We start from the raw sequence: 26,432 nt of genomic DNA on the forward strand, positions 1-26,432 counted from the left end.
TAGGTTGAAAAGCTCTTGTGTATACAAGAGCTTTTTTTATATGGTATTTAAAATATTTGCAGCGGCAGCTAAGGTTTCCTCTGTTTTGGCAAAACAAAATCGCAACAATTGATGATTTTCTTTTTGTGCATTAAAAACGGAAAGCGGAATGGAAGCTATTTTATGTGTTCGAGTTAATCTTTTGGCAAAGTCTACATCATACTCGTCTGTAATGTTCTCATACGAAAGAACTTGAAAATAGGTTCCTTGAGAAGGTTTCCAAGTGAAACGTGAATCTTTGATTTTATCTAAAAAATAATCACGCTTTTGCTGAAAAAAAGCAGGAAGCTCCATATAATGCTTAGGAGTTTTTAAATATTTTCCAATCCCAATTTGCATAGGATGATTTACTGAAAACACATTGAATTGATGAACTTTTTTAAACTCTTCCATTAGTGGTTTTGGCGCAACACAATAGCCTATTTTCCATCCTGTATTGTGAAATGTCTTTCCAAAAGAAGCTGTAATAAATGCTCGTTCAGCCAGTTTGGGATGTAATGCCGCACTTTGATGTGGTACTCCGTCAAAAATTATATGTTCGTATACCTCATCACTCAGCAAAATAATATCAGTGTTTTCTAAAATAATGGACAATTCACGCATATCGTCCTCAGACAAAACTGTTCCACTAGGATTATGAGGTGTGTTAATAATAAGCATTTTTGTTTTGGAAGAAATTTTACTTCGTACTTCGTCCCAATCAACTGAAAATTCTTTTCCTCGAAGCTGAATAGGCACAACTTTTCCTCCATGCGTTTCTATTGCAGGCGCATAACAATCATAAGCAGGTGTAAAAATAATAACTTCATCTTTAGGACGAATAAAAGCACTTATAATAGTAAATATTGCTTGTGTAGCTCCTGCTGTTACCACAATTTCAGTATCTGGATTATAAACGCGTTGATACAGAAGTTCCATTTTTTCTGCAATCGCTTCTCTCAAAATTGACGCACCTGGCATTGGTGCATACTGATTGTAATTTTCACGCAAGGCTTGTTGCACCATTCCTATCAATTTTGGATCAGATGGGAAATTTGGAAAACCTTGTGATAGATTGATTGCGTTTTCTTTAGCAGCTAATTGACTCATTACCGTAAAAATGGTAGTTCCTACATTGGGTAATTTGGAAGTATGTTGAATCATGTAATTCTTAGGTTTTTTTGACTCGTATTGTATTAATTATAATGTGAGTCTCAATTATCAAAACAAATTTTTAACGATTTATAATATGAAAAGACGTCATTATTCTCTGCTAAAAGTCGTGATTTTAGTCCACTTTAAAAAAAGAAACGTAGAAAAATAAAAGGCTTGTGAGTGTATTCAATTATTCCTTTCCTGTAATTGCATTAGTACGGTAAACCCGTACTTAAACTTTAGAAAAAAAGCGTATTATTATTTTGGTAATCAAAAACTTATACATCATGAAAAAAAGAAAAGCAAACCCTTTAAAACTTCATAAGAATGCTGTTGCCAATTTTCCTCTCCATTCAATGTATGGAGGCGCAGACGATGCAGAAGTGACAGTTACTTGTTTTACTAAGTTGGATGCTTGCAATACTAGAGACGTTATTAGATGCCAAACTGGCGATGCATGTCCAAGCGTATATGCCTGTCCGTCTTTTGTAAGATGCTAGTATATATGTATTAGATTTTTTCTGGCTAGAATCTTTTCTGTTGAAAACAAAAAAGCATTTCTAGAGGTTTTTTATATGTCTTTTTTTAATAGAAAAGAAGGATTTTTTATTCTAGTTCTATTCGGTGGCACTTTATAAAATGTCACTTAATTTTTTACGCTCAGCAACACTATATTGAGAAGAAAATATTTAATACAAATGCTTAATTTTCAGTAATTTAAAATTTTAAATATTGAAAACACAATCACTGTTTTTTTCATAAAAAGAGACATTAAAAATTACTTTAAAATTCACCGCTGATACTTTATAAAGTGTCACACACATACTTTTGAAGCTACTTTTTTTTATCATTCCTTTGATTCATTGTTTAACCACAAAAATCAAAACAGTATGAAAAAAAATAGTTTTAAGAAAATTGCTTTAAATAAAAAAACAATTTCTATAATCAACGGAAGAACCATTCATGGAGGAGCTTTGCCTTCAAATTATGCAAACCATGGAAATTATTCAGATGTTCCTTCAGAATTAGTAACACTTCCTGTTGCTACTAACTGTCCGACAGATACTTTCGAACTATCTTGTATTTGTGGTGGCGCTGCTGACGATACAAAGCAAGATCCAGGGCAACATCAGCAAGACCCAATACGAAATAGATAATTTGATGCAAGAAGGGTTATCTGAAAAGTAAGATTCTTCAGAACGCTTTTCGGATAACCTATTTTAGTGCAACGTTTCTAGAATTTCTTCTAGGTTTTTGATAATTGGAACAACATCTTTGTTGTTCTTTTTTTGTTTTTTTCGTGTGACTATAAAGCCCACAAATAATAACCAACCATATGTAAATGTGTGGATAAGTATTTTGTATGAAAGAGTAACATTTCGCAAAGTATCTTGAAAATAAATAGTGATTCCAATAGCTAATAATATCAGATATACAGGCATGAAAAAGTTTGTAATCCACACAAAGTAGCGCAGTTTTTTTAGCATTTTTACAGCAAATTCTTTCATATTTTCAGAAATGTTGTTTGGTGTTCTCCAAAATAGTACCCGATACCACATCATTATTAGTGTAACGATTAATAAAATAAACATAAATGTAAGTGCGAGATAAAAATTATCTGAACGTTCTTTGAGTGGATTGGCTTTCCACAACCAAATAAAAACGGCAAACACGGTGGCAAATGAAATACTCATAAGTAAGTTTCCAAATACAATTTTTCGTTGTAGTTTTTTAAGTTTTTCGAATAATGAATTTGTTTCTTTTCCAACCTCGGTTTTACTTGAAACAACCAAATTCCAATCGTTTATCATGTCGTTAAAATCCTTCATTGTTATATATTTTTAAAAGTCGTTTTTTGATTCTATTAATACGCACGCCCACATTATTGACTTCTATTCCAATAATCTCTGCAATTTCCTTATAACTTAATTCTTCGAGAACTAAACTGATAATGAGGCGTTCTTCTTTTTTTAGTTTTTGCACACATCTCATGAGTTTATTCACACGATTTTCCTGCGCCTGCCGTTCAGTGTCTAACACCTCTTCAAATGAATCTGGAATTTGATTGTTGAATATTTGCAAATGCTTTTTGTGATGCCTATTAAAGGTAATAGTCGTATTGAGTGTAACACGATACAACCATGTAGTTAGCTTTGCGTTTCCTTTAAAGTTTTTGAGTCCGTTCCACACATTGATTAACACTTCTTGATACAGATCTTCAACCAACTCTTTCTCATATAAATAAGCGAAACAGATTCGATAGATTTTGTCTTTGTGTTGTGTAATAACCTCTTGAAAGTAGTGTTCTCGTGATGATTGCATGTGCTACAAGATAAAAATTTGTGATGCTATTTTTACTTTAGTAAACGAACAAGCAATTTATTACAGTGTTGACAGAAAAAAATTTCTAACTGACATTGGCAAGATTGATCTCTACACGAGAAGAAATGAAGTAATTGAAAAAAAATTATAATCAACTACTCACTTCAGGGAAAAACCCATAAAGCAAGTAGTTGAAACAATTCATACATCTTGATTATTAGGTATAATACATCAATTTACAAATTTCGTGTACACGGCATCTGTTATCAATTCTTTCAAAACTTTGTCTTTAATGTTGTTGATATACACCTGTTGAAAATCAGCATGCAATGCTTGAATTTCCTTCAAATTCACATCATTTCTTTGCAAATTACGTGTAGTTTCATTCCAAATTTGAGACAACTTTTTAATAATCTTTCTGTTGGATTTTTGTTGTAAATTTACTTGATTCAACATACTTTTTAAATACTTCAGAAATATCGATTCTTCCACGACATGAACGATAGACATATCGATTATGCATTGAATTTCTTTTTCATTTTGAAGCGAAAGTACATCAAAACAAACATTCACATCACGCTTCTCACTCATCACTAAAGTCAGTATGTTTTTAATAATGTTCGTGTAATCATCCGAAGATTCATAATAAACTTCCAAACCAAAATGGGTATTGATGACTAAGACTTCTTTTTGGATTAAGTCTTTTAAAAGTTCTTTTAATAGCAAGACTTGCTTTGAGGAAATCAGTAATTTTTCCGTTAACTGTTTTTCGTTAACACGGAGATATTTCAATTCCATTGAACGTTGTATTTATGCAATTACAGAATAGGGGAACTTTTACGGGGAGTAAAAGTAGTACTGCCGACATAGACATTACTATTTCTAAGGTATGAAATTACATACTGAAAATAGGTTAAATTAGATTAGTGGATACAATTACACGATAAAGGAATGACTGACAACGATTTGTTGTGTCTGGAAAAGACACTAAACAATGATTAAAAAAAATTTACTCTACAATTTTCATCTTTTTTAGTAAGAATGATGCATTCATATTTTTACATATTCCTTTTTTGAGTTGATATCCAAAGAAGAGTTCATCATTGATAATTTCTGCATCAAAAAAGTAGTTTTTCACTTGATCTATCTCAGCTTCCAATTCGCACAAGCTTAAATCGTGCGTCGCAATAATTCCTGCCGCATGTTGCGACGCTAGTTTTTGTACAATTTTTTTAGATCCCATTGCTTTGTCATGACTGTTGGTTCCTTTTAAAATTTCATCTAAGATGATAAAGTAGGTATTGTTTTCAATGGTATCCACAATCATTTTTAAACGCTGTAATTCCGAAAAGAAATATGAAGCGCCTTCTGCCAGCGAATCAGTAGTACGCATACTTGTGATAAGTTTGATTGGAGAATAGCGAGCTTCTTTTGCACAAATAGGCAATCCGACATTCGACAGTACAATTCCCAAAGAAACTGTTCGTAAAAATGTACTTTTTCCTGCCATATTAGCTCCAGTTACAATAAAAAACTCGGTGTTTCCAATAGTAAAATCATTATCAATTCGATTGCTTGCTCGAAGTAAAGGATGCCCTAACTGTTGCGCATCCATAACATAACTAACATTTTCAACAATGATAGGATAGTTAAATGTAGGATGATTAAACGCAAAGTTTCCTAAACTGTTATACGCATCAAAAAAAGTAACAACTTCAAACCACTGCGCCACTTTTGTTCGGTGTTTCTCAATCCATGATTCAATTTGGTACGATTTAGAAATATCCCATAATAAAAACCCATTTAAAAAGATTCCTACTAAAATATTATTTCTATTGTCCAAAGCATCTATTCGCTTGGAAAATTCTCTGACTAGGGTAGACGCTTTTTGAGCTTCTGTATGAATGTTTTTTTGTTTTTGAAGCAATAAAGATGAAGTGAAATTTTCTTCTTCAATGAATCGAAGTAAATGTCCATATTGCTGAAATGTATCTTTGGCTTTGTTGGTATTGTTTGATAGTTGATTGATTTTTTTTAAAAACTTCCCTGTAATTCCCAATCCTATAAATAGCCATAATAATACATACGCAAAAGGAATTACTTGAAATGATGCAAGTGTGATTACTAATATTGAGAGTATTGAAAAAACTGTTGGTAAATATCGTATAGCACTAGGAACAAAACTTTTATACTGTTTTAGCCAATTTGTAATGCTTTGTGATGTAGTTTCTACTTGAATCAATAATGCTGTTGCAGAAAAATGTTGCCTCCAGTTTCCCTTATGAGCTAATTCTTGTATTGCTTCTTGGCGAAGAGTAATTTCAGTAGTATCATTGCTCGTTAACAAAGAAGCTAGTGTATTTTTTCCTTCTTTTGTAGTGGCTCTATTGAGATATTGAAAAAAAGAAGCGTTGCCAAAAAGATCTATGTCATAGCTAAATTCATGTGCTGCATTTATATATTCTTCTCCAGTGGGCAATTTGGAAAGATCACCATTCAAAACATCTAATTCCAATTGATTACATTGAATCAACGCTTTTAGTTTATTGCTTTGATATACCAAATCTGAATGACGAAAAACAAGAAACAAAAAAAGTGTCATTCCAACTACAGCAGCTAAGGTTACGTATATCCACTCACCAAAAAAGATATATATAGTACACACAATACTCAAAAAAACAATCAGTCGCAGTATACTCGACAAATTTAGTTTTTGGCGTTGTACTTTTAATTTGGCTTCAAATGTTGCTTTCTGTTGTTTGTAAAAAGTGGTTGGATCTTGTATCATTTATTTAGCGAGAAATATCGTATCAAGAAACAAAAAAAAATAGAAAATCAAGAACGTTTTATAGGCTTCGTGACGTTTCTAAGGAAAGTTTAACAGTTCTGTTTTTTTAGCTTTTTTTTTCTTCACTCAAATCTTTAGCAAATATTTATTTTGTCAATTGATAAAACACTTCATTTGCCAATTCAATATTCAGTTCAGGTAAAAACACAAAATGAGGACCTTCTAAATGTGTTATCCCTAAAACACCATATTGACGATGATATAGTATCTGAGAATAATTCACTGACCTATACGCTGTAAAACCTTCTTTGTAAATCTGTTTATTCAAATATACTGGTGAATTTAAGGAAGTAAAATCATCAACATAAAAAATGATGTTTTTTGAAGATTTGTCATATAAAAATTCTAGGTCTTTTTTGTGATCTTTTAAATTCTTGTATGTATATTTTATAACAGAGTCATTCTCTTTGATTCCAAATTGGTATTCCATGATTGGCTTTGCAACATCCGTAAAATATACGAATACATATCTTTTTTTATTATTAGAGTCTAGATATCTTTTAGAGTCAGTGCAACCAACAAGCGTTAAAAAGACCGTAATTATAATGATGTTTTTTTTCAATTTCACAACGAAGTTTCCTCAACCTTTTTAAAGAAATTGATAATAGTCTGAACGGAATTCACGTAAAAATCCAAGTGAATGTTTTCAAAATCATCTGTTGGTTGATGGTAATCTTTGTGATCTTCAACTCCAAAATATACAAACGGAATATTTGCTTGATGAAAACCAGCATGATCGCTCATATACGTCCATTCTTTATGTCCAATCTTTAGTTCGACATTTCCAACTTTTTGAACTTTCTCAACGTAAGGTTTTAAGTGTGGATAATGCTGCGGACCAACTGCATACAATTCATTTTGGTCGCTTCGACTAATCATGTCCATATTAATTGTAAGCTTTAGTTGATTTTTATTGATAATTGGATTTTTTACAAAAAAATACGATCCTACCAAGCCTTTTTCTTCTGCATCAAAAGCTGCTAGAATTACCGAATGTTTTGGTGGGTGTTTTTGAAAATATTCTGCAAAAGCAAACAAAGCTGCTATTCCAGAAGCATCATCATCTGCACCATTATATATTTGATTATTTTTAATTCCTTCATGGTCATAATGAGCAGAAATTACTATATACTCATTCGGTTTTTCACTTCCTTTAATCCAACCTATTACATTTTCTCCATATTCAATATGTTCATTTTTAGGCATAGGAAACGATTGTTCAAATTTGCTTCCTAAAGGATGGACTCCCATTTTTTTAAACACATTGACAATGTAGTTTTTTGCTTTCACAGCTCCTCGTGTTCCCGTTTCACGACCTTCATATTTGTCTGAGGAAAGCTCTTTGACATGTTGCAATATTTGCTCTTTAGAAAAGTCATATATAACTTCTGTAGCTACTTTATTAGTCTCCGTAGTAGTTTTGGTGGTTTGCCTTGTCTTGCAACTCACCAATAGTACGAGCACAAATAAACTTAGGGTTTTTGGTAGTAACATAGATTTTTTTGCTGAATATAACTAAAAAATCCTAAGCGTAGTGCCTAGGATTTTTATATAATGTATGAACAATTGTTCTTATCCTTTAAACGATGCTTTTAAATACTCACGATTCATACGTGCAATATTTTCTAGTGAGATTCCTTTTGGACATTCAACTTCGCATGCTCCTGTATTTGTACAGTTTCCAAATCCTTCAGCGTCCATTTGATTCACCATATTCAATACACGATCAGTTGCTTCTACTTGTCCTTGAGGCAACAATGCAAATTGTGAAACTTTGGCAGAAACAAATAACATTGCACTAGAGTTTTTACAACTAGCCACACATGCTCCACATCCAATACAAGTAGCTGCATCAAAAGCCGCATCTGCACTTGCTTTTTCAATAGGAATGGCGTTTGCATCTTGCGTATTTCCTGAAGTATTTACTGAAATAAATCCACCTGCATGCTGAATACGATCAAAAGCACCTCTGTCTACAATTAAATCTTTAATTACAGGAAATGCTTTTGCTCTCCAAGGCTCGATGTAAATGGTATCGCCATCTTTAAACTTACGCATGTGCAATTGACACGTCGTAATTAAACGGTCTGGTCCATGTGCTTCTCCATTTATATATAAAGAACATGAACCACAGATTCCTTCACGACAATCATGATCAAAAGCTACAGGTTCTTCTCCTTTTTCAATGAGTTGTGTATTTAATACATCCAACATTTCAAGGAAAGACATATCTGGAGAAACGTCACTGATTTGGTAATCAACCATTTTTCCTTTGTCGTTAGCGTTTTTTTGACGCCATATTTTGAGTGTTAAATTCATAACTGTTTAGATTTTAGTATTGAGTATTGAGTATTGAGCAGTTACATTTCTAACATCTCATGTCTCAATACCGACATCTATTTATAACTTCTTTCTTTTACTTCTATATTTTGGTATACCAAGTCTTCTTTATGAAGCACTGCATCTTTCGGTTCTCCTTTATGTTCCCAAGCAGAAACAAACTGGAATTCTTTACGTCGCATAGCTTCTCCCTCTTCCGTTTGATATTCTTCTCTAAAGTGTCCTCCTGCTGATTCTTCACGAACCAACGCATCTTTAGCAAATAGTTCTCCTAATTCTAAGAAGTCAGCTACACGTCCCGCTTTTGCTAGTTCTTCATTAAATTCATTCGCATCACCTGGCACACGCACATCTTTCCAGAATTCTTGTCTCAATTGAGAGATTTCATCAATTGCAGATTTTAAATCTTTCTCGTTACGTGCCATTCCACATTTGTTCCACATGATTTTTCCTAACTTCTTGTGGAAATAATCAACAGGTTTTGTTCCATTATTATTGATGAAGTGTTCAATCTCAGAACGCACTTTATTTTCTGCTTCTTCAAACTCTTTCGTATCGGTAGCAATTGGTCCTGTACGAATATCATTTGACAAGTAATCACCTATTGTATAAGGCAATACAAAATATCCATCTGCCAATCCTTGCATTAATGCAGAAGCTCCTAATCGGTTAGCTCCATGATCAGAGAAGTTTGCTTCTCCAATAGCATACAATCCTGGAATTGTAGTTTGCAAGTTATAATCAACCCAAAGTCCTCCCATCGTATAGTGAACGGCAGGATAAATCATCATTGGAGTTTCATATGGGTTTTCGTCTACGATTTTCTCATACATTTGGAACAGGTTTCCATACTTAGTCTTAACTACTTCTTGACCAAGTTTTTTAACCAAAGTTGCATCATTTTCATCTAGTCCTTTTACGTGTGCTTGCTCTTTTCCATAACGTTGAATTGCTGAAGCAAAATCTAAATATACCGCTTCTCCAGTTGCGTTTACACCATAACCGGCATCACAACGTTCTTTGGCAGCACGCGATGCAACATCTCGTGGCACGAGGTTTCCAAAGGCAGGATAACGACGTTCTAAATAGTAGTCTCTATCTTCTTCTTTGATATCAGTAGGCTTCAACGTTTTATTACGAATTGCCTCTACATCTTTTTTATGTTTTGGAACCCAAATTCGACCATCATTACGTAAAGATTCAGACATCAATGTCAATTTTGACTGATGATCTCCTGACACTGGAATACATGTTGGGTGAATTTGTGTATAACATGGATTTGCAAAATAAGCTCCACGTTTATGTGCTTTCCAAGCAGCAGTTACGTTACTTCCCATTGCATTAGTAGAAAGGAAGAATACATTTCCATATCCACCAGTTCCTAATACAACCGCATGAGCTGAATGACGCTCTATCTCTCCTGTAACTAAGTTACGCGTAATAATTCCTCTTGCCTTTCCATCTACAATTACGACATCTAACATTTCGTGGCGATTGTACATTTTAATCTTTCCACGTCCTATTTGTCTATTCATTGCAGAATAGGCTCCTAGTAATAATTGTTGACCTGTTTGGCCTTTAGCATAAAAAGTACGAGATACTAATACACCTCCAAACGAACGGTTGTCTAGTAACCCTCCATAATCACGTGCAAAAGGAACGCCTTGCGCCACACATTGATCAATGATATTTGCAGATACTTCTGCCAATCGATATACGTTTGCTTCTCTTGAGCGATAATCACCTCCTTTTACAGTATCGTAAAAAAGTCTGTAGGTCGAATCTCCATCACCTTGATAGTTTTTCGCTGCGTTGATTCCTCCTTGTGCCGCAATAGAGTGTGCGCGTCGTGGAGAATCTTGAAAGCAAAATGCTTTTACATTATATCCTAATTCAGCTAGTGTTGCTGCCGCAGATCCACCAGCAAGTCCAGTTCCTACTACAATTACATCTATAAGACGTTTATTAGCAGGATTGACTAAGTTGATATTATTTTTATGGTTTGTCCACTTATCTGCTAGTGGTCCTTGAGGTATTTTTGAATCTAAAGCCATAGTTCTGATAAGTTTTAATGAACGAAATGATGATATAAAGCGATAAAAATGAATCCTGCTGGAATTCCAATTGCGTAGACTTTACCGAAGCCTTGTAATGCTCTTGTGTATTTATTATTAGCTCCTACAGATTGAAAAGCAGAACCAAAACCATGTAATAAATGTAACGCTAAAAAGATGAATCCTACACAGTATAGTGCTACTCGCCATATAGGAATAAACTTTTCTTGTAATTCATGGAAATATCTGTATTCACCATTGTGCATTCCAGACATATCACCTACAATATATTTCGTATTTATTTCAGGAATCCAGAAATCAATAAAGTGAATGATTAAGAAAACAAGAATGAAACCTCCACTCCAAATCATATTTCTACTCATCCAAGAAGAGTTTGCTCTCCCGTTATTTTTCGCATAACTTACTTTTCTTGCATTGTTATTTCTTATTTCGAGCACAAATCCCATCACAAAGTGAAAAATCACTCCAAAGATTAAAACTGGCTGCAAAATAAACTGTACTGCCCAAAAAGTCCCCATGAAGTGTGATGCTTCATTGAAAGTTTCAGAACTAAAAACAGAAAGAATGTTGATTGCAAAATGCTGTAAGATAAAGATCATCAGGAAGAACGCTGAAAGTGCCATTGCAAACTTTCTTCCAATCGAAGAATTTAAAATTCCGCTCATTATAATTGTGATTAATTATTTGTTATACAAATATACGGCTCACACAGAACGTCTACAAATTTTAACATTGATTTTGAAGTCTATTTAGAATGAATATAATTAAATTTTTTCCTCACAACTTTTCATTGCAAACCTTAAGCAATAGTATTCATTAAAAATTTAATTTTTTTATTGAACAGACATTAAATGAGAAACTTTACTTATTTTTAAAAAATATTACTTGATCCCACGAGCAATGAATATTTACATTCTTTCTATTAACTCGCGAATTTATTCTACTAATAGATTGTATCATGAAGCAGTAAAAAAAGGGCATAATGTTCGTGTGATTGATCATACGAAATGTGCTATCATTCTCGGAGCAGAGTCTAAACCCCAAATTTATTTAGGACGTGAAAATATTACAAAAGATGTTCATGCAATTATTCCTCGTATCGGAACATCAGTTACCCAACACGGCGCAGCAATTGTAAAACAGTTTGAAGCGAATGGCGCTTTTACTACTGCACAATCTTTAGGAATTTTACGTTCTCGAAATAAGTTGCGAACAATGCAAATTTTGGCTCGGAAGCGTATTCCTATCCCAAAAACATTGTTTGCAAAAGACACTTCAAATATCAAATCACATATAGATTTACTTGGAGGCGCTCCTATTATTATTAAAGTACAAGAAGGAACTCAAGGACTGGGCGTTATGATTGCTGATAGTAAAAAGTCAGCCAAGTCTATTATTGAATCTTTGTACAACATGAATGTGAGCATTATTTTGCAAGAATTTATTGAAGAAGCTAACGGGCAAGATATTCGAGTATATATTGTTGGAAATAAAATTGTAGCTGCAATGATGCGCAACAGTGCTGAAGAAGATTTTAGAAGCAATGTACATCGTGGCGGCACAACTACTTCTGTAGAACTAACTGATCAAGAGAAAAAAGTGGCAATTCAAACTGCCAAAGTATTAGGATTACCTGTGTGTGGTGTAGATATTTTACGATCCAAACGCGGCCCTTTAGTTATTGAAGCTAATTCTTCTGCTGGTTTGGAAGGAATTGAAGCGCACACTAGAGTGAATGTAGCACGAGAAATTATCAAATATGTAGAAAAGAATGTTCGAAAGTTTAGAAAATAAAACTATCACTATTTATGATGAAACTGTCGCACCAGGTGAAGAAAAATGGATCAAAATACCCATTGATCGGTTACCGACAGGCACACTGATTGATATTCCTATTTATGTTTACAATGCCCAGAAAGCAGGCCCAACAATGCTCGTACAAGGAGGACTGCATGGTGATGAAATTAATGGCATGGAAATTATTCGCAGAATGCTTTTTGAAGGGTGTTATAAAATAAAACATGGTGCTGTTGTCGTATTACCTTTGTTGAACATTTTTGGATTTATTCACTTTTCACGACAAGTCCCTGACGGAAAAGATGTAAATCGTAGTTTTCCTGGAATTAAAAATGGTTCTTTAGCTTCACGAATTGCTTATCAAGTAACACAACAAGTATTACCTCAAATAGATTTCGGAATTGACCTTCATACGGGTGGCGGACAACGAAATAATCATCCTCAGATTCGGTATACAGAAGATTTACCTAAGAGTAAAAAACTAGCAGAAGTTTTTAATGCTCCTTTTTATTTTGCAACTTCATTGATTGCTCGATCATTTCGCAAAACAGCGTACAAACTGAACGTTCCCATTATTGTATATGAAGGTGGTGAAAGTATGCGCTTTGACGAATATGCGATTAAAGAAGGTATACAAGGAATTATGAATGTGATGAAGTTTGTAGGCATGATTGATAAGATAGACCCCATACTAATCGAACGTGAAAAAAGTCAATTAATAACAGATCACAAATGGTTGCGTGCACCAACTGCAGGCATGTTTGTCCCGCAAGTGTTAAATGGCAGTTCTGTGCAAGAAGGAGCTATTTTAGGTGTTGTAACCGACACATTTGCCGAATATTGTATAGAAATCAAGGCTCCCTATGATGGTTTTGTGTTTTGTATTAACAATCAGGCAGTGGTTAACCAAGGAGATGCATTGTTTCATATCGGTAGTTAAATCGGTTCGTTGTTAAATTTTGGGCGTATTAGAAACTCTCAATATTTTTACAGTGAGCTGTTCATTAAGTGTAGTCGAAATGCAATGCTAACAACTCTTACCTGCTTAACTTTTATGCGTGCTGATAATACGTGTCATTTGCCAGTTCCCATTGTCATTTTTCCAAATAGTAACAAACTTGCTAGGAATAGATATAGCCGTAGGCTCTTGATTATTAAAAAATTTATGCTCCCCTATTTGTACTGCTCCATAGCCTTCAATTGGGTAAACTTCAACGCTGCCTTCTATAAGTGTACGTGTAACTTTGCCACAAATATTATTTTTCATTGCTTCCATAATTTGTGCTTTAGAAGTTGCTAGTCCGCCTTTATCATGGTAAAATTCTAAATCTTCCGAAATAAGTTTATCCTGAGTTTCCAAATCACAAGAGTTGTAAGCATCAAAAAACTGTTTATCCAAGTTCATAATGGTAGTATAGAGTTGCTGATTTACAGGAACATATACTTCTTTTGGGTCGTCTACACGTTTAGACTTTGTTCTAATGGAAATACAAGAAGTTGCACAAATAACAATTGCGAGTAAAAATAAATGTTTTAGTTTCATGGTTGTTTTTGATTGATGATATTAGAAAAGACAACTATTTTCTAAAAATGTTACACATACTACATTATTAAAAACAAAAAACGCACACTTCGACTCCGTTTAGTGTACGTTTGTTTTTGTCATATATTATTGGATAGAAGAGTAAACTTTTCAACCAATTTATAAACTCCAAAAAAGACTACTCAATTACCAACTTGGTTGTATCTTTTCCTCCATTACCAGAAACTTCAATTGTATAGGTTCCTTTTGGAAGATAATAGGCTCCATTTTTCTTTTTAGAGATATCTACATCTTTGTTAGTTTTGAGATATTTTTTACGTCCTTTTTCAGTAACACTTAAATCATAGTTCCACGCATTAAATCCTGCATCTGCTTTAAGTTCGTATGTATTCATTTCTATATCATCTGCCAAAACTTTTATTGTAATTTTCCCTTTATTTTTAGTATAAAAGTATAGTTCTTTTTTTGGAACGTTTGGCTCCATCCATTTACTCCAAGTTGATCCCCAAAATGAACGATAGCGCTCACTTGTTGTATCAAAAACGTGTATATCTTTGGCTGCAATTGTTGCGTCTAGTTGTTGCAATACCGCAATATTTGCTTTGTAAATAGAACGTCCGTGAGTTCCTAACAATAGGTCTTTTGCTTTCTTTTGAATCACAATATCGTGTACAGCTACGTTTGGCAATCCCTTATGAAATGGTTGCCATGTTTTTCCCATATCTAACGAAGCATACGCTCCATTGTCCGTCCCTATATATAATACATTTTCATTGGTTGGATCTTCTTTTATTACGTTTACTGGTGACGCAGGAATTTCATTGCCAATATTTTTCCACGTTTGTCCGTAGTCATCAGACAGGTATACATAAGTGGTAAAGTCATCCCAACGATACCCGTTTAATGTAACATATACACGTTCTTTTTTGTGCGCAGAAGCAATTACACGTGAAACCCAAAGATCTTTTGGGAATGTATTTGAAATTTTCTGCCAATCGCTACCTCCATTTTTTGTAATATGTACGAGTCCATCGTCACTTCCTACATAAATTAATCCGAATTGGAAAGGCGATTCTGAAATACTAGTTAACGTTCCATATGCAACGTTTCCTTTTTTTCCTCCTTGTGTAAGATCGCCTGAAATGGTTTCCCATTCGTCACCTTTATTGAGAGAACGATGCAGTTTGTTTCCTCCTAAATAGAGAATATCTTGATTGTGAATTGAGAGATGAATAGGTGTTTGCCAATTGAATCGATAAGGAGATTCGCCTAATTCATGTTTCGGTTGAATGTACTGACGCAAACCTGTTTCACGATTGATTCTAAAATAATTTCCAAATTGATATCCTGTATATACAATATTTGGGTTACGCACATCAACTTCAACTTGCATTCCATCACCTCCCATGAGTCGCTCATACGGATACTGCCCTTCTTCATGCCACTTTACAGAAGCTTTATAACTGTTTGGCCCTACCCAAACACCGTTATCTTGCAAACCTCCATAAACTTTATAAGGCTCTTGCTGATCAGCATAAATTGCGTAAAATTGTCCCACAGCTGGCGTATTACACTTAATCCAGTTTTCTCCTTTATCATAAGAGATATTTACTCCTCCATCATTTCCATTAATAATATGATTAGGATTGGTTGGGTTTACCCAAAGTGCATGATGATCTACGTGAACATTTTCTCCATTCACTGATTTGAATGTTTTTCCTCCATCTTGTGAACGCAAAATTGGCACACCTGCAATGTATAGCTCTTTTTCATTTTTTGGATTGACACGAATCATTCCAAAGTAATAGCCATAAGAATATACAACATCATCTAAATAATCTTCATGCGTTTTCTCCCATGATTTCCCTCCATTGGTTGTTTTGAAAATTTGAGCTCCAATTACTGGTGTGTCAAATAATAGTGAATTGGCATCTTCCAGATATTTTGCTAAATCTTCAGGTTGTATCGTGTTACTTCTTACCAGTTGTTTTACATTTTCTGCTCTGTATTTTTCCTGAAAACCGTTTGTTTTTAAGTATGTATTTAATTCTTTATCCGAAAGATTTAAGAATTTTTCCGATGACATGGTTTTAAAATCTTCTTTTGTCAATGCTTTAGAATCACTTTTTTCTTTTTTCTCTTTTTCACGTCTAAATTGACTATCGTGAAACGCATACACAGTATCATCATCATATACTGCCAATCCGATACGCCCTACACCATCACCTTCAGGGAAACCTACTTTTTCACTTACTTTTGTCCAAGTACTTCCCGCATCTGTACTTTTGTATATGGCTGAATTCACTCCATTCCCCACAAAGTTCCAAGCTTTACGATCGCGTTCCCATGAAGAGGCATATTGCACTTTAAAGTTAGTTGGTGAAACAGCCAAATCAACTATTCCTGTTTCTTCATTCACAAACAATGTTTTGTTCCAAGTTTTTCCTCCATCGGTAGTTTTAAAAATTCCTCGTTCAGAATTAGGAGAATATAAATGACCTAAAACCGCTACTACGACTTCATTTGAATTGGTAGGATTAACAAGTATTCGGCTAATATGGTGTGAATCAAACAAGCCCATATTTTGCCAACTCTTTCCTTGATCTGTACTTTTCAAAATACCAATTCCCGCATAAGATGAACGTGATGAATTATTTTCTCCTGTTCCTACCCAAATGGTTCTAGAGTTCCAGTCGACAGCAATATCTCCAATATTTTGTGTAGGAGCAGCATCCATGATAGGTTCAAATGTAGTTCCGTTATTTTTTGTGTACCATAATCCACCAGAAGCATAGGCTACATAAAACTCTATTGGATTATTAGGATTTACAGCCAAATCAACCACACGACCACTCATAATAGTAGGACCAATATTGGTAAATTCGATATTTTTTACGGTTGAATTTTGGGTGAGTTTTGTCTTTTCTTCAAGAGCTTTTTGTACTTTTTCTGCTGTAGTTGGAGTACTTTGCGAAAAACTAACTTGTATAAATAATAGAGATAATACGGATAGAAAAATATTAGGTTTCATGGGTTGGTTTGATTTAGTGATGGAAATTACTCAATGTTGTAAACTTGGCAAAATTTTGACTGTTTTTTTAACAATAGTTAAAGAAAGAGCCTTTTTTTAAACAACAAAGTCCGTACTTTAGCGAATATTCTATAGTCAATTCAATGATTTCTAAAGCCAATTTTGAAGCGTATATTAAAGACACTCTCAACGATGATTCCTTGAATAATCAAGTTGATACCATCTTGAATATGTTTCATCATAAACGCTTACAAAAAAATCAACTTTTTGTAGAAGAAGGAAAAATCTGCCCCTATTTTTGTTTTATTGAAAGCGGCATATTACAACACAATATTTTAATTGAAGGAGAAGAAAAAACTACATATCTAGCATTAAAAAATTCTGTTACAGCTGCTTTAAAAAGTTTTATGCATCAAATTCCTTCACGAAAAAACATCAAAGCGATTAGCAATTGCGACTTGTTTGTAATCAATCAAAAAGACTTTCTATATTTATTGAATACAAATCATGCTTTTGAGCGTTTTTATCACAATTTAATTGAAAATCAGATTTATCGAATTGACGATTATCGAATTGACTTGTTGACTTTAACACCTGAAGAGCGTTACAAAAAACTACTTATCAACGATCCAAAATTATTGAGAGAAGTTCCATTGCACTATTTAGCTTCTTTCCTTGGAATTTCTTCACGCCATATGAGTCGAATTCGAAAATCAATTAAATAAAATACGATAATTAATTGACCTTGACCTTATTAAATTGAGGTAATTTTATATTTTTACAACAAGTTCAGAATAAAACACACCTTCGAACTTTACCTTTTTTGCCTCGATTTTATTGTTAGATTAGACAAGTTACGCTATGAAAAAATTACTATTCTTGTTCGTATTGCTTCATGCAGTCGTTAATTATGGGCAACAATCTCCCAAAGTAGAAATTTCAAATCAACTATTTAAAGAAGCTCCTTCATGGGCAAAACTAATGTATAGTGAAAACCCAAATGTAAATACTGTTGATTATTTATATCGAACCTATTACGAGACGCATCCGTATGAGAAAACATTTCACACACAGTATTATAAAAGATGGCGTAGAGCGATTAACCCATACTTAAATGAGGAAGGGTTTTACGATTATACCAAGAAATTGCAAGCCATAGTTGCTACTGAAAAACTTCAACGTTCTCAACATTCAAACTCAGAAACAGGAAACTGGTCGGTTATCGGGCCTTTTGAAAGCTATCGTGAAGGTGGCACTACATTAAGTGGTGCACAAACCAACGTATATTGTATTGACAAATGCTTAAACGTTCCAAACACCTTATATTGTGGCACAGAATCAGGTGAAATTTACAAAACTACCGATGGAGGTAACAATTGGATAAATGCATCTAAAACACTAGTTACTACATTAGCTCCACAAGCGGTAATTGCAAATGCTGGCGTACGCGCTATTGCAGTGCACCCTACCAATCCAGATATCGTATATGCAGGATCGGGAAGCGAAGTTTTTAAAACCACCAATGGTGGCGCTTCATGGTCGGTAGTTTTTGACAGTAATATTGCCTTATCTGATTACATTGAAAACCCAGCAGAGATTTTCATCAATCCAACCAATCCAGATATTATATTGCTAGCTGGAAAAGCAGGTGTTCACAGATCTACCGACGGCGGGAATAATTGGATACGAGTTGTGGCAAATGAAACTTATGATATTAAAGCGCAACCTGGAAACCCATCAACTTTATATGTTATACGAAGAAATACAGCTACCAATACACATCAATTTTTAAAATCAACCGATGGAGGAATTGTATGGATTGCACAAACTGCCGGTTGGTATACTTCAACTGACTCAAATCGAAATGTTGTTGGCGCTAAAATTGCAGTGAGTGATGCCAATCCTAACCGTGTATATGCATTTTTAATTGGTAATTCAAAAGCAGGTGATAATGGTTTTATTGGCGTATATCGGAGTGACGATGCCGGTGTTTCGTGGACAAATACCATGGGTTACGATGGCGCACCATACACAGCAACACATCCTAACTTGTTAAATTCTGACACATCAGCCACTGGTTTTAATCAAGGATTTTATAATTGTGCCGCAATGGCATCCAACTCTAATGCTAACGAAGTATTAGTTGGTGGTATAGGTATGTGGAAGTCTAATGATGGCGGACAAACATTTACATGTATTTATAATTACGGTTGTGGCAATTACAATCCAATGCACGTTGACATGCAGCAGTTTAGTGCATTTGGCAATGAATATTGGGCAACAACCGATGGTGGTATGTTCAAGTCAAACGATTTATTTGCGACGCAACCTGAGTTTAAAATGAATGGTGTACACGGAACGGATTTTTGGGGATTTGGTTCTGGTTGGAATCGTGACTTACTTGTTGGTGGAACATTTCATAATGGTGTAGATGTATACGCAGAGGGTTTTCCGTTTGGAAGCTTTTTAGATCTTGGCGGTGGCGAACCTGCGTCTGGCTATGTAAACCCAGGTACAGAACAAATTTATTCTACCAATATTGGAAGCCGTTTCATTCCGACAACCTTAAGCGGAGCGGTTTTAAACGCATCTTTAGGAATTGCTCCAAATGAGTCACCTTGGTTTGCACAATCATCCGAAATGGAATTTCACCCAAGTTGTTATAATTATGTATACACAGGTAATGCAAACCAACTGTTTAAAAGTGAAGATGCAGGTGCTACGTTTGACGCTATTTATACAGCTCCAGCGAATAGTGAAGTGTTGGGTATTGAAATTTCTCGTAGCAATCCAGATACGATGTACATCGTGGTTCGCCCAAATTCTGGCAGTGCGTATATCGTAAAAACTATTGACAATTGGGCTACCAATTCAATCGTAACACTTCCAAATATAAATACAACTTTGGCTTTAATTAGTTTGGATCCTGAAAACGATCAAACAATTTGGCTCGCATTTCCGCGTGGTGGCAACGGCACTAAAATATACAAAAGTATAGATGGTGGTTCTACTTGGAATAACGAAACGTCTAGCGAATTGGATGGACAAAATATACAAGTATTGACCACTATTGGTGGTACTGATGGTGGTGTGTATGTGGGAACAAGCATGTCCGTATATTATAAAAATAATACGATGTCTTCATGGACACTAGACAATGCAAATTTACCAACAACAATAGGAGCAAACGATTTACGACCTTTTTACAGAGATGGAAAAATTCGTTTAGCAAGTTATGGAAAAGGTATTTGGGAAAGCAATTTATTTGAAACACCCGCACGTCCAGTAGCTAAAATCATGGTTGATAAATTGAAAGCTACATGTGCTGGTGATATTTTCTATTTTGATGATTATTCGATGCTGAATCATACAAATGCTACCTGGTCATGGACATTTGAGAATGGCAACATCACCGCCTCTTCCTTGCGTAATCCGCAAGTAAGCTTTACAACTGCTGGAACACATTTAGTAACTCTCACAGTTACAAATGATGCCGGTATTTCTTCAAGTGATAGCATCACAATTACCATGGAAGCTTTGACCAATACTGCATTGGAGGAAGATTTTGAAGTAGCATTCGTCCCTGATGGTTGGACACAAGAAGCTACTGGAAATTATGCTTGGACATACCAAAATACCGTGGGCGGATTTGGACAGAGCACCAATTCTATGTTCGTAAATAATTATGTAATTGCACAACAAGGAACTTACTGCGACATTATTGCACCTTTAAATATGTTGAGCACGAATGCAGGTGATGCAATACTTACCTTCGATGTAGCATACGCGTTGTACTCTAGTGCATATGCTGACGGATTGGAAGTGTATGTTTCTACAGATTGTGGTATGACGTGGACTTCTGAGTATAGCAAGTTTGGAAGTACTTTAGCAACCGCACCTAATACAACAGCACAATTTGAACCAACAGCTACACAATGGCGACAAGAAAGTATTGACCTTTCAGCTTATATTGGCAATGAAAATGTTCAGGTGAAGTTTCGAAATGTGAATAATTATGGACAAGCATTATATGTTGATAACATCAACTTAGGAAGTACCCTTAGTGTTTCTGAAGTAAACAACAACACTCTTACTTTCTTTCCAAACCCAGTAAAAAGTGGCAATACCGTTTTTGCAAAAAGCTCTAAAAACGAAGACATTACATTCTCACTGTATACCATTCAAGGAAAGGTAATTGGCACAATTTTTACTCAAACCAACAAAGCCATTCCTACCAATCAATGGAATTTAAGTGCTGGCATTTACTTATATAATATTCGAACACAAAACAAAATAGTAAAAGGAAAATTAATTGTATATTAATTTAACCACTCATCTTCAAACTGATAAAACAAAAATATCGTTACAATAAAAAACCCGCCATTTGGCTACATGCTCCTTTTTTTGTTTGCGTATTTTTGAAAGAAATCAATTTAAAAAGACATATTTATGAAATACCACCCAATAGATCGCAACTTATTCATCAAGAATAGAAAAAACTTCATGGCACAGATGAAGTCTAGTAGTTTGGCTATTTTTAATTCAAACGATATTTATCCAATTAGTGCAGATAGTACGATGCCTTTTGAGCAACACAGAGATATTTTTTACCTCAGCGGAGTAGATCAAGAAGAAAGTATTCTGGTATTATTCCCTGATGCTCCCAAAGAAAAACATCGTGAGATTCTATTTTTGAAAGAAACTAATGAGCATATTGCAATTTGGGAAGGCGAAAAATTAACAAAAGAAGCGGCTTTTCAAACGTCAGGAATCAAAACCGTATACTGGTTGCAAGATCTTGAAAAGATTATGTTTGAGATTATGACACAATGCAATACGGTTTACATCAACACCAATGAACATTACCGTGCCAATGTAGAAACGGAAACTCGCGAAGATCGCTTTACAAAATGGTTAAAAGATAAATACCCAGCGCATAGCGTAGCGAAAAGCAATCCAATTTTACAACGTTTACGTTCTGTAAAAGATTCGATTGAACTCGATTTGATGCAAAAAGCATGCGACATTACCGAAAAAGGATTTCGCAGATTGCTCAATTTTGTAAAACCAGGAGTTTGGGAATATGAGATTGAAGCAGAACTCATTCACGAGTTTTTACGAAATCGCTCTAAAAAATTTGCTTACACTCCTATTGTTGCCTCTGGAAATAATGCCAATGTTTTACATTACATTGAAAACAATCAACAGTGTAAAGCTGGTGAGTTGATTCTTTTGGATGTTGGTGCTGAATACGCTAACTATGCAAGTGATATGACACGTACAATTCCTGTTTCAGGGCGATTTACAGAACGACAAAAAGCCGTATATAACGCTGTTAATCGTGTAAAAAATGAAGCTACTAAAATGCTTGTTCCAGGAACCATTTGGGCAGATTATCATGTTGAGGTCGGTAAAATTATGACTTCTGAACTATTAGGTTTAGGATTGTTAGACAAAGCTGATATTCAAAACGAAGATCCTGAATGGCCAGCATACAAAAAGTATTTTATGCATGGAACCTCACACCATATCGGACTTGATACTCACGATTATGGAATATTAACGGAACCAATGCAAGCCAATATGGTATTTACAGTAGAGCCTGGGATTTATCTTCCTGAAGAAGGCTTTGGAATTCGCTTGGAAGATGATGTTGTAATACAGGAAAGTGGAGAACCATTCAACTTAATGCGCAATATTCCTATTGAAGCAGACGAAATTGAGGAGTTGATGAACAAATAAAGAAGTGTAAAAAGTCAAACTCTTTATAAATTTTAAGCATAAAAAAAGCACGCTTTTCAGCGTGCTTTTTCACTTATTAATCATGAAAAAAACAAAGACATTACTCAACGATTAATGTATATTGAGGTGTCGGATTGAGTGGACAGAAGTACACATATTCTCCTTTGGCAAGTGTAACTTCTTTTGAGTGTCCTGTTGTATTATTTTTTACCACTTCAGTTACATAAGCATTTTGTATATGATGAGCTGCATCTGTTTTCCCTTTTGGTGCTAATACGAATCCTACATCGTGCCCTACATTGGTGTTTGCAATCTCAAATACGTATGTTCCTGGTGAAAGTGTAATTGATTTTTGTGTAAACTCTCCTTTCGTTTGCTCTAAAGAAACCGTTTTCACATCTTTCTTCATCATTTTGTGTTGTGCGTTCGCAGAGATTGAAAACCCTACGAATAATACTAACATGGCAAGTACTTTTTTCATTGTAATTTCTCTTTAAAATTAATGTCTATATAATTAGTTGTTTTACTATAGAACTCTTGATTTTTTTTGAAAGAATCAAGAAGTTCTCAATTTTTAAATATGAAGTTGAATCAATAGTATTTACTATTGTGCGACAGCAAATTTTCCTGCTTCTACAGTTGGAAAGTCAATTTCTGTTTCTGCAATATGGTTTACATAGTTTGTCAAAGTATTGGATACCACATTTAATACAATCTCTAAAATATCACCATCAGTATATCCAACAGCTTTTACTGCTGCAATTTCTTCTCCAGTTACATTTCCTCTATTTTTAGTAACACTTTGAGCAAATTGTAATCCTGCTTGTACTTTTGCATCATTTGCGAGTCCTTGACGACTTGCTTCGGTTTGCTCTTCTGTCAAGCCATTCATTTTTCCAATAGCTGTATGTGCTGATAAGCAATAATTACAACTATTTTCTTCTGCAATAGCAAGTGCTAATTGCTCTCTAAATTTATTACTAAAGTTTCCGCTTGCAGTTAATTCTCCTAAGCTTAAATAGCTTTTTAATGTAGCTGGAGAGTTTCCAAATACTTTAATTAAATTAGGAATGAATCCTAATTTGTTTTGTACTGCATTAAATAATTCTTTTGATGTTCCTGTTGTTGTTTCTGGGTTTAATGTTTCAATTCGTGTACTCATAATTTCTAAATCTTTAAATTTTTATTTTTTTATCATTTTAATTTTCACTTCCGCAGAATTGTTCTCCTGAAAGCTGTTCGTCGTATTCTTGGTAGCCCCAACAATTTGGGCAAGCTGTTTGTTTTGTATGTTTCATAATTTTTAATGTATCTGTTTGTTTTTTTTGAACAGTACAAAGATGCAGCAGAAATACAGGCCAAGAAATGGACAAAAGTTCCTTCCTATTGGACAAATAGGTTTTTGATTACACAAAGAGATAATTAGACCCTTTTCACACATCTACTTTGAACAATTTAACACCTAATTACATACTGATTATAGCAAGCGATTGATTCATATCAATGCATACTATACTCAGTATAGAATGATACTTTTTTGTAAAATCATGATACTTGTGAAGAAAGTAACCTTTGGAAGTTAATCGTGAAATAATGTACCCAACAAGTATTAAAGTATGAACTTTGTTAACACCAAAAGTGTTTTAAAATTCTACTTTTTATAATCTGCTTTAAATGTAAGTGGTGATTGCTGAGTGGCTTTGGTAAAAAAGCGTGAAAAGTAGGCTGGATCATTAAATCCAAGTTCGAAAGCGATTTCCTTTACAGATTGTTCAGTATATAATAATTGACGTTTGGCTTCGAGAATGATTCTGTTTTTAATGAAATCACTTGGTGTATTAGTGCCTAATTTTTGAAAATGTTTAGTGATAGATTTAGGTGACATTCCTAAACGTTTTGCATAGGCAGAAACGGAATGTAATTCTTTAAAATTTTGTTCAACCAACACACTAAAGTCTTTATATAACTTTGTTTCTGCTTCTTCTTTAACAACAAAGTCATCTTTTTTAATTCGCACTGAATGAATGATAAACTGCTTCAGATAACTTTGCAACATATCGTATTGTCCCGAATCTGTATTATTAAATTCTTCAATGAGATCTTCCACCAACAAGCTCATACGCTGTATATCTTTTGCCTTAGGAATAACAAAAGGCATGTCATACACATTATTAAATAATACACCATTACAAGATATTTCTTGATCGTGAGTTTGAATACAATAAAAATCACGCTTAAATGATAATTTATAGGCTTCTTTAATTTTTTCTGAACTTACTGAAAAGACTTGCCCTGGTGATAAAAAGAAAATGATAGTTCCATCAAAAGAATATTCTTCAAAATCGATATGATACGTTCCTTTTCCTTCTTTAATCCAATAAATCGTATATGAATCCACTTGTTCGGGTTTGTTAACCACGCAGGCTTTTTCAAATTGTACAACACTTAACGAGAAGGTATTTTGGTACGTATAATGAGTAATATCTTGAACAGCCATGTGTAAAAATAAATTGTATTACAGGCTTAGTCGTAATTATTTTGAATCCTTAAACATACTATTTTATATAGCTCACTTGGTGTTATATGTAAAGTTGTTGTATATAATTTAAGCGGCGAACCATATTTACGATAATTTGCTTTGGCAATAGCTTTTTTAAAGTGGTTGTTTTGCTGATTTATAAATATTTCTGGGTTTTTCAGGATCGGAACAACCCATTTATAGCCAAACGTAGATTCTGCAACTTCTACACGCTCAATGTCTTTCCAAGGAATTATTGTATTTGTAACAAACATGGAATTATCCATCAGTCCTTCATCCGATATTACCAATCCTATCTTCTTTCCTAAAAACTTATTTAAATATGGATAAACATGTTTTAACATAAAGTACATAGGAAATATCATTATTAGCCCAAAAAAAATAGAGACAAATACAGATGTTATAGTATTTATTTGATAATTGAATACGATGAAGATTAAATAAAATTCTGTTGATAGAGCAAGCAACAAATACCCTAGTACTTTAGCACCATTAAATTCAATAGTAATCGGAGCGTTTTCTACATTATACTTCCCTCTATTTTTGCTAGAGTATGAATTCCCTACAAAAACAAGTTGTACTCCTAAAAGCATTGCCATAAAAAAATAATACTCTATGTTGAAAGCATCTTTAAAGATTAGCTGTAAAATAAATAATGCCGAAGTCATTACAAAAACCCAAGCGTACATCATCCAACTTTTAGGCTCTTGAAACCAATTTGCTCGTATCTCACATGATTCTTCGAACACACGTTTTTCTTGTTGTTCTATCTCTAAATTATAATCCAATGCTTCAAAAATCGCTTTGAGTGTGTAACTTCGTGGTGTTACTTCTCCAGCTTCTATCCGTTGAATGGTTCGAATACTTACATTACAACGTTCTATTAATTCTTCTTGGGTAAGTCCCTTTTCTTTGCGTAAAGCTGCAATCTTTTGTCCTAATTTTGGCTGTTTCATGGTATATACATTTTTCATCAAAACTAGTACAGGATTTTAAAGTTCAATAAAAAATAGCGCGCTTTT

The 26,432-nt window shown here is 34.1% G+C and carries 22 protein-coding genes; 6 read left to right on the top strand and 16 right to left on the bottom strand.

Annotated features, from left to right (window positions below):
• Positions 1–36: 36 nt before the first annotated feature.
• Positions 37–1,179, bottom strand: a complete 1,143-nt coding sequence (locus AA088_RS05975) for a methionine aminotransferase (RefSeq protein ID WP_164484235.1) — start codon at positions 1,177–1,179, stop codon at positions 37–39.
• A gap of 884 nt (positions 1,180–2,063) precedes the next feature.
• On the opposite strand from AA088_RS05975, the gene AA088_RS05985 reads away from it, so the two are divergent.
• The gene (locus tag AA088_RS05985; protein ID WP_156168432.1) at positions 2,064–2,330 is read left to right on the top strand and encodes a hypothetical protein; all 267 of its coding nucleotides are present in this window, start codon (positions 2,064–2,066) and stop codon (positions 2,328–2,330) included.
• 63 nt (positions 2,331–2,393) lie between these two features.
• Here AA088_RS05985 and AA088_RS05990 read toward each other — a convergent pair whose 3' ends face one another.
• The 9 genes from AA088_RS05990 to AA088_RS06030 all read right to left on the bottom strand — a co-directional run bounded on the left by AA088_RS05990 (position 2,394) and on the right by AA088_RS06030 (position 11,423).
• On the bottom strand, positions 2,394–3,002 hold the full coding sequence (locus tag AA088_RS05990) for a hypothetical protein (protein WP_046744022.1): 609 nt from the start codon (positions 3,000–3,002) through the stop codon (positions 2,394–2,396).
• A complete protein-coding gene (locus AA088_RS05995) occupies positions 2,989–3,495 on the bottom strand; it encodes an RNA polymerase sigma factor (RefSeq protein ID WP_046744023.1) in 507 nt (168 codons plus the stop codon). Before AA088_RS05995 ends, AA088_RS05990 begins: the two co-directional genes overlap by 14 nt.
• Before the next feature lie 231 nt (positions 3,496–3,726).
• Positions 3,727–4,293, bottom strand: coding sequence for a hypothetical protein (locus AA088_RS06000; RefSeq protein WP_046744024.1), 567 nt, complete (start codon positions 4,291–4,293; stop codon positions 3,727–3,729).
• Between the two features lie 211 nt (positions 4,294–4,504).
• The gene (locus AA088_RS06005; protein ID WP_046744025.1) at positions 4,505–6,283 is read right to left on the bottom strand and encodes a MutS-related protein; all 1,779 of its coding nucleotides are present in this window, start codon (positions 6,281–6,283) and stop codon (positions 4,505–4,507) included.
• Between the two features lie 145 nt (positions 6,284–6,428).
• Entirely contained in the window at positions 6,429–6,773 is a 345-nt protein-coding gene (locus AA088_RS06010) for a hypothetical protein (protein WP_156168434.1), read from the bottom strand.
• Between the two features lie 134 nt (positions 6,774–6,907).
• Positions 6,908–7,807 carry a M28 family peptidase gene (locus tag AA088_RS06015; RefSeq protein WP_241483387.1) on the bottom strand — a complete coding sequence of 300 codons (900 nt, stop codon included), beginning with the start codon at positions 7,805–7,807 and terminating at the stop codon, positions 6,908–6,910.
• A gap of 108 nt (positions 7,808–7,915) precedes the next feature.
• Positions 7,916–8,662, bottom strand: coding sequence for a succinate dehydrogenase/fumarate reductase iron-sulfur subunit (locus AA088_RS06020; protein ID WP_046744028.1), 747 nt, complete (start codon positions 8,660–8,662; stop codon positions 7,916–7,918).
• 77 nt (positions 8,663–8,739) lie between these two features.
• Positions 8,740–10,737 (bottom strand): fumarate reductase/succinate dehydrogenase flavoprotein subunit, encoded by a 1,998-nt coding sequence (locus tag AA088_RS06025; RefSeq protein ID WP_046744029.1) that lies wholly within the window; start codon positions 10,735–10,737, stop codon positions 8,740–8,742.
• A 14-nt stretch (positions 10,738–10,751) separates the two neighbouring features.
• Positions 10,752–11,423 carry a succinate dehydrogenase cytochrome b subunit gene (locus tag AA088_RS06030; protein WP_046744030.1) on the bottom strand — a complete coding sequence of 224 codons (672 nt, stop codon included), beginning with the start codon at positions 11,421–11,423 and terminating at the stop codon, positions 10,752–10,754.
• Positions 11,424–11,643: 220 nt separating this feature from the next.
• Here AA088_RS06030 and AA088_RS06035 point away from each other — a divergent pair, with 220 nt between their 5' ends.
• On the top strand, positions 11,644–12,552 hold the full coding sequence (locus AA088_RS06035) for a RimK family alpha-L-glutamate ligase (protein ID WP_316931675.1): 909 nt from the start codon (positions 11,644–11,646) through the stop codon (positions 12,550–12,552).
• Entirely contained in the window at positions 12,530–13,495 is a 966-nt protein-coding gene (locus tag AA088_RS06040) for a succinylglutamate desuccinylase/aspartoacylase family protein (RefSeq protein WP_046744032.1), read from the top strand. The genes AA088_RS06035 and AA088_RS06040 overlap by 23 nt, the downstream gene beginning before the upstream one ends.
• Before the next feature lie 105 nt (positions 13,496–13,600).
• On the opposite strand, the gene AA088_RS06045 is transcribed toward AA088_RS06040, so the two are convergent.
• Together AA088_RS06045 and AA088_RS06050 are read right to left on the bottom strand one after the other, a co-directional pair.
• The gene (locus AA088_RS06045; protein WP_046744033.1) at positions 13,601–14,098 is read right to left on the bottom strand and encodes a nuclear transport factor 2 family protein; all 498 of its coding nucleotides are present in this window, start codon (positions 14,096–14,098) and stop codon (positions 13,601–13,603) included.
• Between the two features lie 178 nt (positions 14,099–14,276).
• Entirely contained in the window at positions 14,277–17,129 is a 2,853-nt protein-coding gene (locus AA088_RS06050) for a VPS10 domain-containing protein (protein ID WP_046744034.1), read from the bottom strand.
• 143 nt (positions 17,130–17,272) lie between these two features.
• On the opposite strand from AA088_RS06050, the gene AA088_RS06055 reads away from it, so the two are divergent.
• From AA088_RS06055 to AA088_RS06065, 3 genes are all read left to right on the top strand, one after another.
• On the top strand, positions 17,273–17,854 hold the full coding sequence (locus AA088_RS06055; RefSeq protein ID WP_046744035.1) for a Crp/Fnr family transcriptional regulator: 582 nt from the start codon (positions 17,273–17,275) through the stop codon (positions 17,852–17,854).
• A gap of 136 nt (positions 17,855–17,990) precedes the next feature.
• Positions 17,991–21,452, top strand: coding sequence for a T9SS type A sorting domain-containing protein (locus tag AA088_RS06060; protein WP_046744036.1), 3,462 nt, complete (start codon positions 17,991–17,993; stop codon positions 21,450–21,452).
• 126 nt (positions 21,453–21,578) lie between these two features.
• On the top strand, positions 21,579–22,871 hold the full coding sequence (locus AA088_RS06065) for an aminopeptidase P family protein (RefSeq protein WP_046744037.1): 1,293 nt from the start codon (positions 21,579–21,581) through the stop codon (positions 22,869–22,871).
• Between the two features lie 100 nt (positions 22,872–22,971).
• Here AA088_RS06065 and AA088_RS06070 read toward each other — a convergent pair whose 3' ends face one another.
• From AA088_RS06070 to AA088_RS17570, 4 genes are all read right to left on the bottom strand, one after another.
• The gene (locus tag AA088_RS06070) at positions 22,972–23,352 is read right to left on the bottom strand and encodes a plastocyanin/azurin family copper-binding protein (protein WP_046744038.1); all 381 of its coding nucleotides are present in this window, start codon (positions 23,350–23,352) and stop codon (positions 22,972–22,974) included.
• A 123-nt stretch (positions 23,353–23,475) separates the two neighbouring features.
• Entirely contained in the window at positions 23,476–24,033 is a 558-nt protein-coding gene (locus tag AA088_RS06075; RefSeq protein ID WP_046744039.1) for a carboxymuconolactone decarboxylase family protein, read from the bottom strand.
• Between the two features lie 489 nt (positions 24,034–24,522).
• A complete protein-coding gene (locus AA088_RS06080; RefSeq protein ID WP_046744040.1) occupies positions 24,523–25,368 on the bottom strand; it encodes a helix-turn-helix domain-containing protein in 846 nt (281 codons plus the stop codon).
• A 26-nt stretch (positions 25,369–25,394) separates the two neighbouring features.
• On the bottom strand, positions 25,395–26,366 hold the full coding sequence (locus tag AA088_RS17570) for a helix-turn-helix transcriptional regulator (RefSeq protein ID WP_156168436.1): 972 nt from the start codon (positions 26,364–26,366) through the stop codon (positions 25,395–25,397).
• Between the last annotated feature and the right edge of the window lie 66 nt (positions 26,367–26,432).

This window comes from Kordia zhangzhouensis, assembly GCF_001005305.1.
In the GTDB taxonomy this organism is placed as follows: domain Bacteria; phylum Bacteroidota; class Bacteroidia; order Flavobacteriales; family Flavobacteriaceae; genus Kordia; species Kordia zhangzhouensis.

Coding starts and splice junctions, on each gene's coding strand:
- AA088_RS05985 (WP_156168432.1), top strand. CDS start 2,064: ATGAAAAAAAATAGTTTTAAGAAAATTGCTTTAAATAAAAAAACAATT.
- AA088_RS05990 (WP_046744022.1), bottom strand. CDS start 3,002: ATGAAGGATTTTAACGACATGATAAACGATTGGAATTTGGTTGTTTCA.
- AA088_RS05995 (WP_046744023.1), bottom strand. CDS start 3,495: ATGCAATCATCACGAGAACACTACTTTCAAGAGGTTATTACACAACAC.
- AA088_RS06000 (WP_046744024.1), bottom strand. CDS start 4,293: ATGGAATTGAAATATCTCCGTGTTAACGAAAAACAGTTAACGGAAAAA.
- AA088_RS06005 (WP_046744025.1), bottom strand. CDS start 6,283: ATGATACAAGATCCAACCACTTTTTACAAACAACAGAAAGCAACATTT.
- AA088_RS06010 (WP_156168434.1), bottom strand. CDS start 6,773: ATGGAATACCAATTTGGAATCAAAGAGAATGACTCTGTTATAAAATAT.
- AA088_RS06020 (WP_046744028.1), bottom strand. CDS start 8,662: ATGAATTTAACACTCAAAATATGGCGTCAAAAAAACGCTAACGACAAA.
- AA088_RS06025 (WP_046744029.1), bottom strand. CDS start 10,737: ATGGCTTTAGATTCAAAAATACCTCAAGGACCACTAGCAGATAAGTGG.
- AA088_RS06030 (WP_046744030.1), bottom strand. CDS start 11,423: ATGAGCGGAATTTTAAATTCTTCGATTGGAAGAAAGTTTGCAATGGCA.
- AA088_RS06040 (WP_046744032.1), top strand. CDS start 12,530: ATGTTCGAAAGTTTAGAAAATAAAACTATCACTATTTATGATGAAACT.
- AA088_RS06045 (WP_046744033.1), bottom strand. CDS start 14,098: ATGAAACTAAAACATTTATTTTTACTCGCAATTGTTATTTGTGCAACT.
- AA088_RS06050 (WP_046744034.1), bottom strand. CDS start 17,129: ATGAAACCTAATATTTTTCTATCCGTATTATCTCTATTATTTATACAA.
- AA088_RS06055 (WP_046744035.1), top strand. CDS start 17,273: ATGATTTCTAAAGCCAATTTTGAAGCGTATATTAAAGACACTCTCAAC.
- AA088_RS06060 (WP_046744036.1), top strand. CDS start 17,991: ATGAAAAAATTACTATTCTTGTTCGTATTGCTTCATGCAGTCGTTAAT.
- AA088_RS06065 (WP_046744037.1), top strand. CDS start 21,579: ATGAAATACCACCCAATAGATCGCAACTTATTCATCAAGAATAGAAAA.
- AA088_RS06070 (WP_046744038.1), bottom strand. CDS start 23,352: ATGAAAAAAGTACTTGCCATGTTAGTATTATTCGTAGGGTTTTCAATC.
- AA088_RS06075 (WP_046744039.1), bottom strand. CDS start 24,033: ATGAGTACACGAATTGAAACATTAAACCCAGAAACAACAACAGGAACA.
- AA088_RS06080 (WP_046744040.1), bottom strand. CDS start 25,368: ATGGCTGTTCAAGATATTACTCATTATACGTACCAAAATACCTTCTCG.
- AA088_RS17570 (WP_156168436.1), bottom strand. CDS start 26,366: ATGAAACAGCCAAAATTAGGACAAAAGATTGCAGCTTTACGCAAAGAA.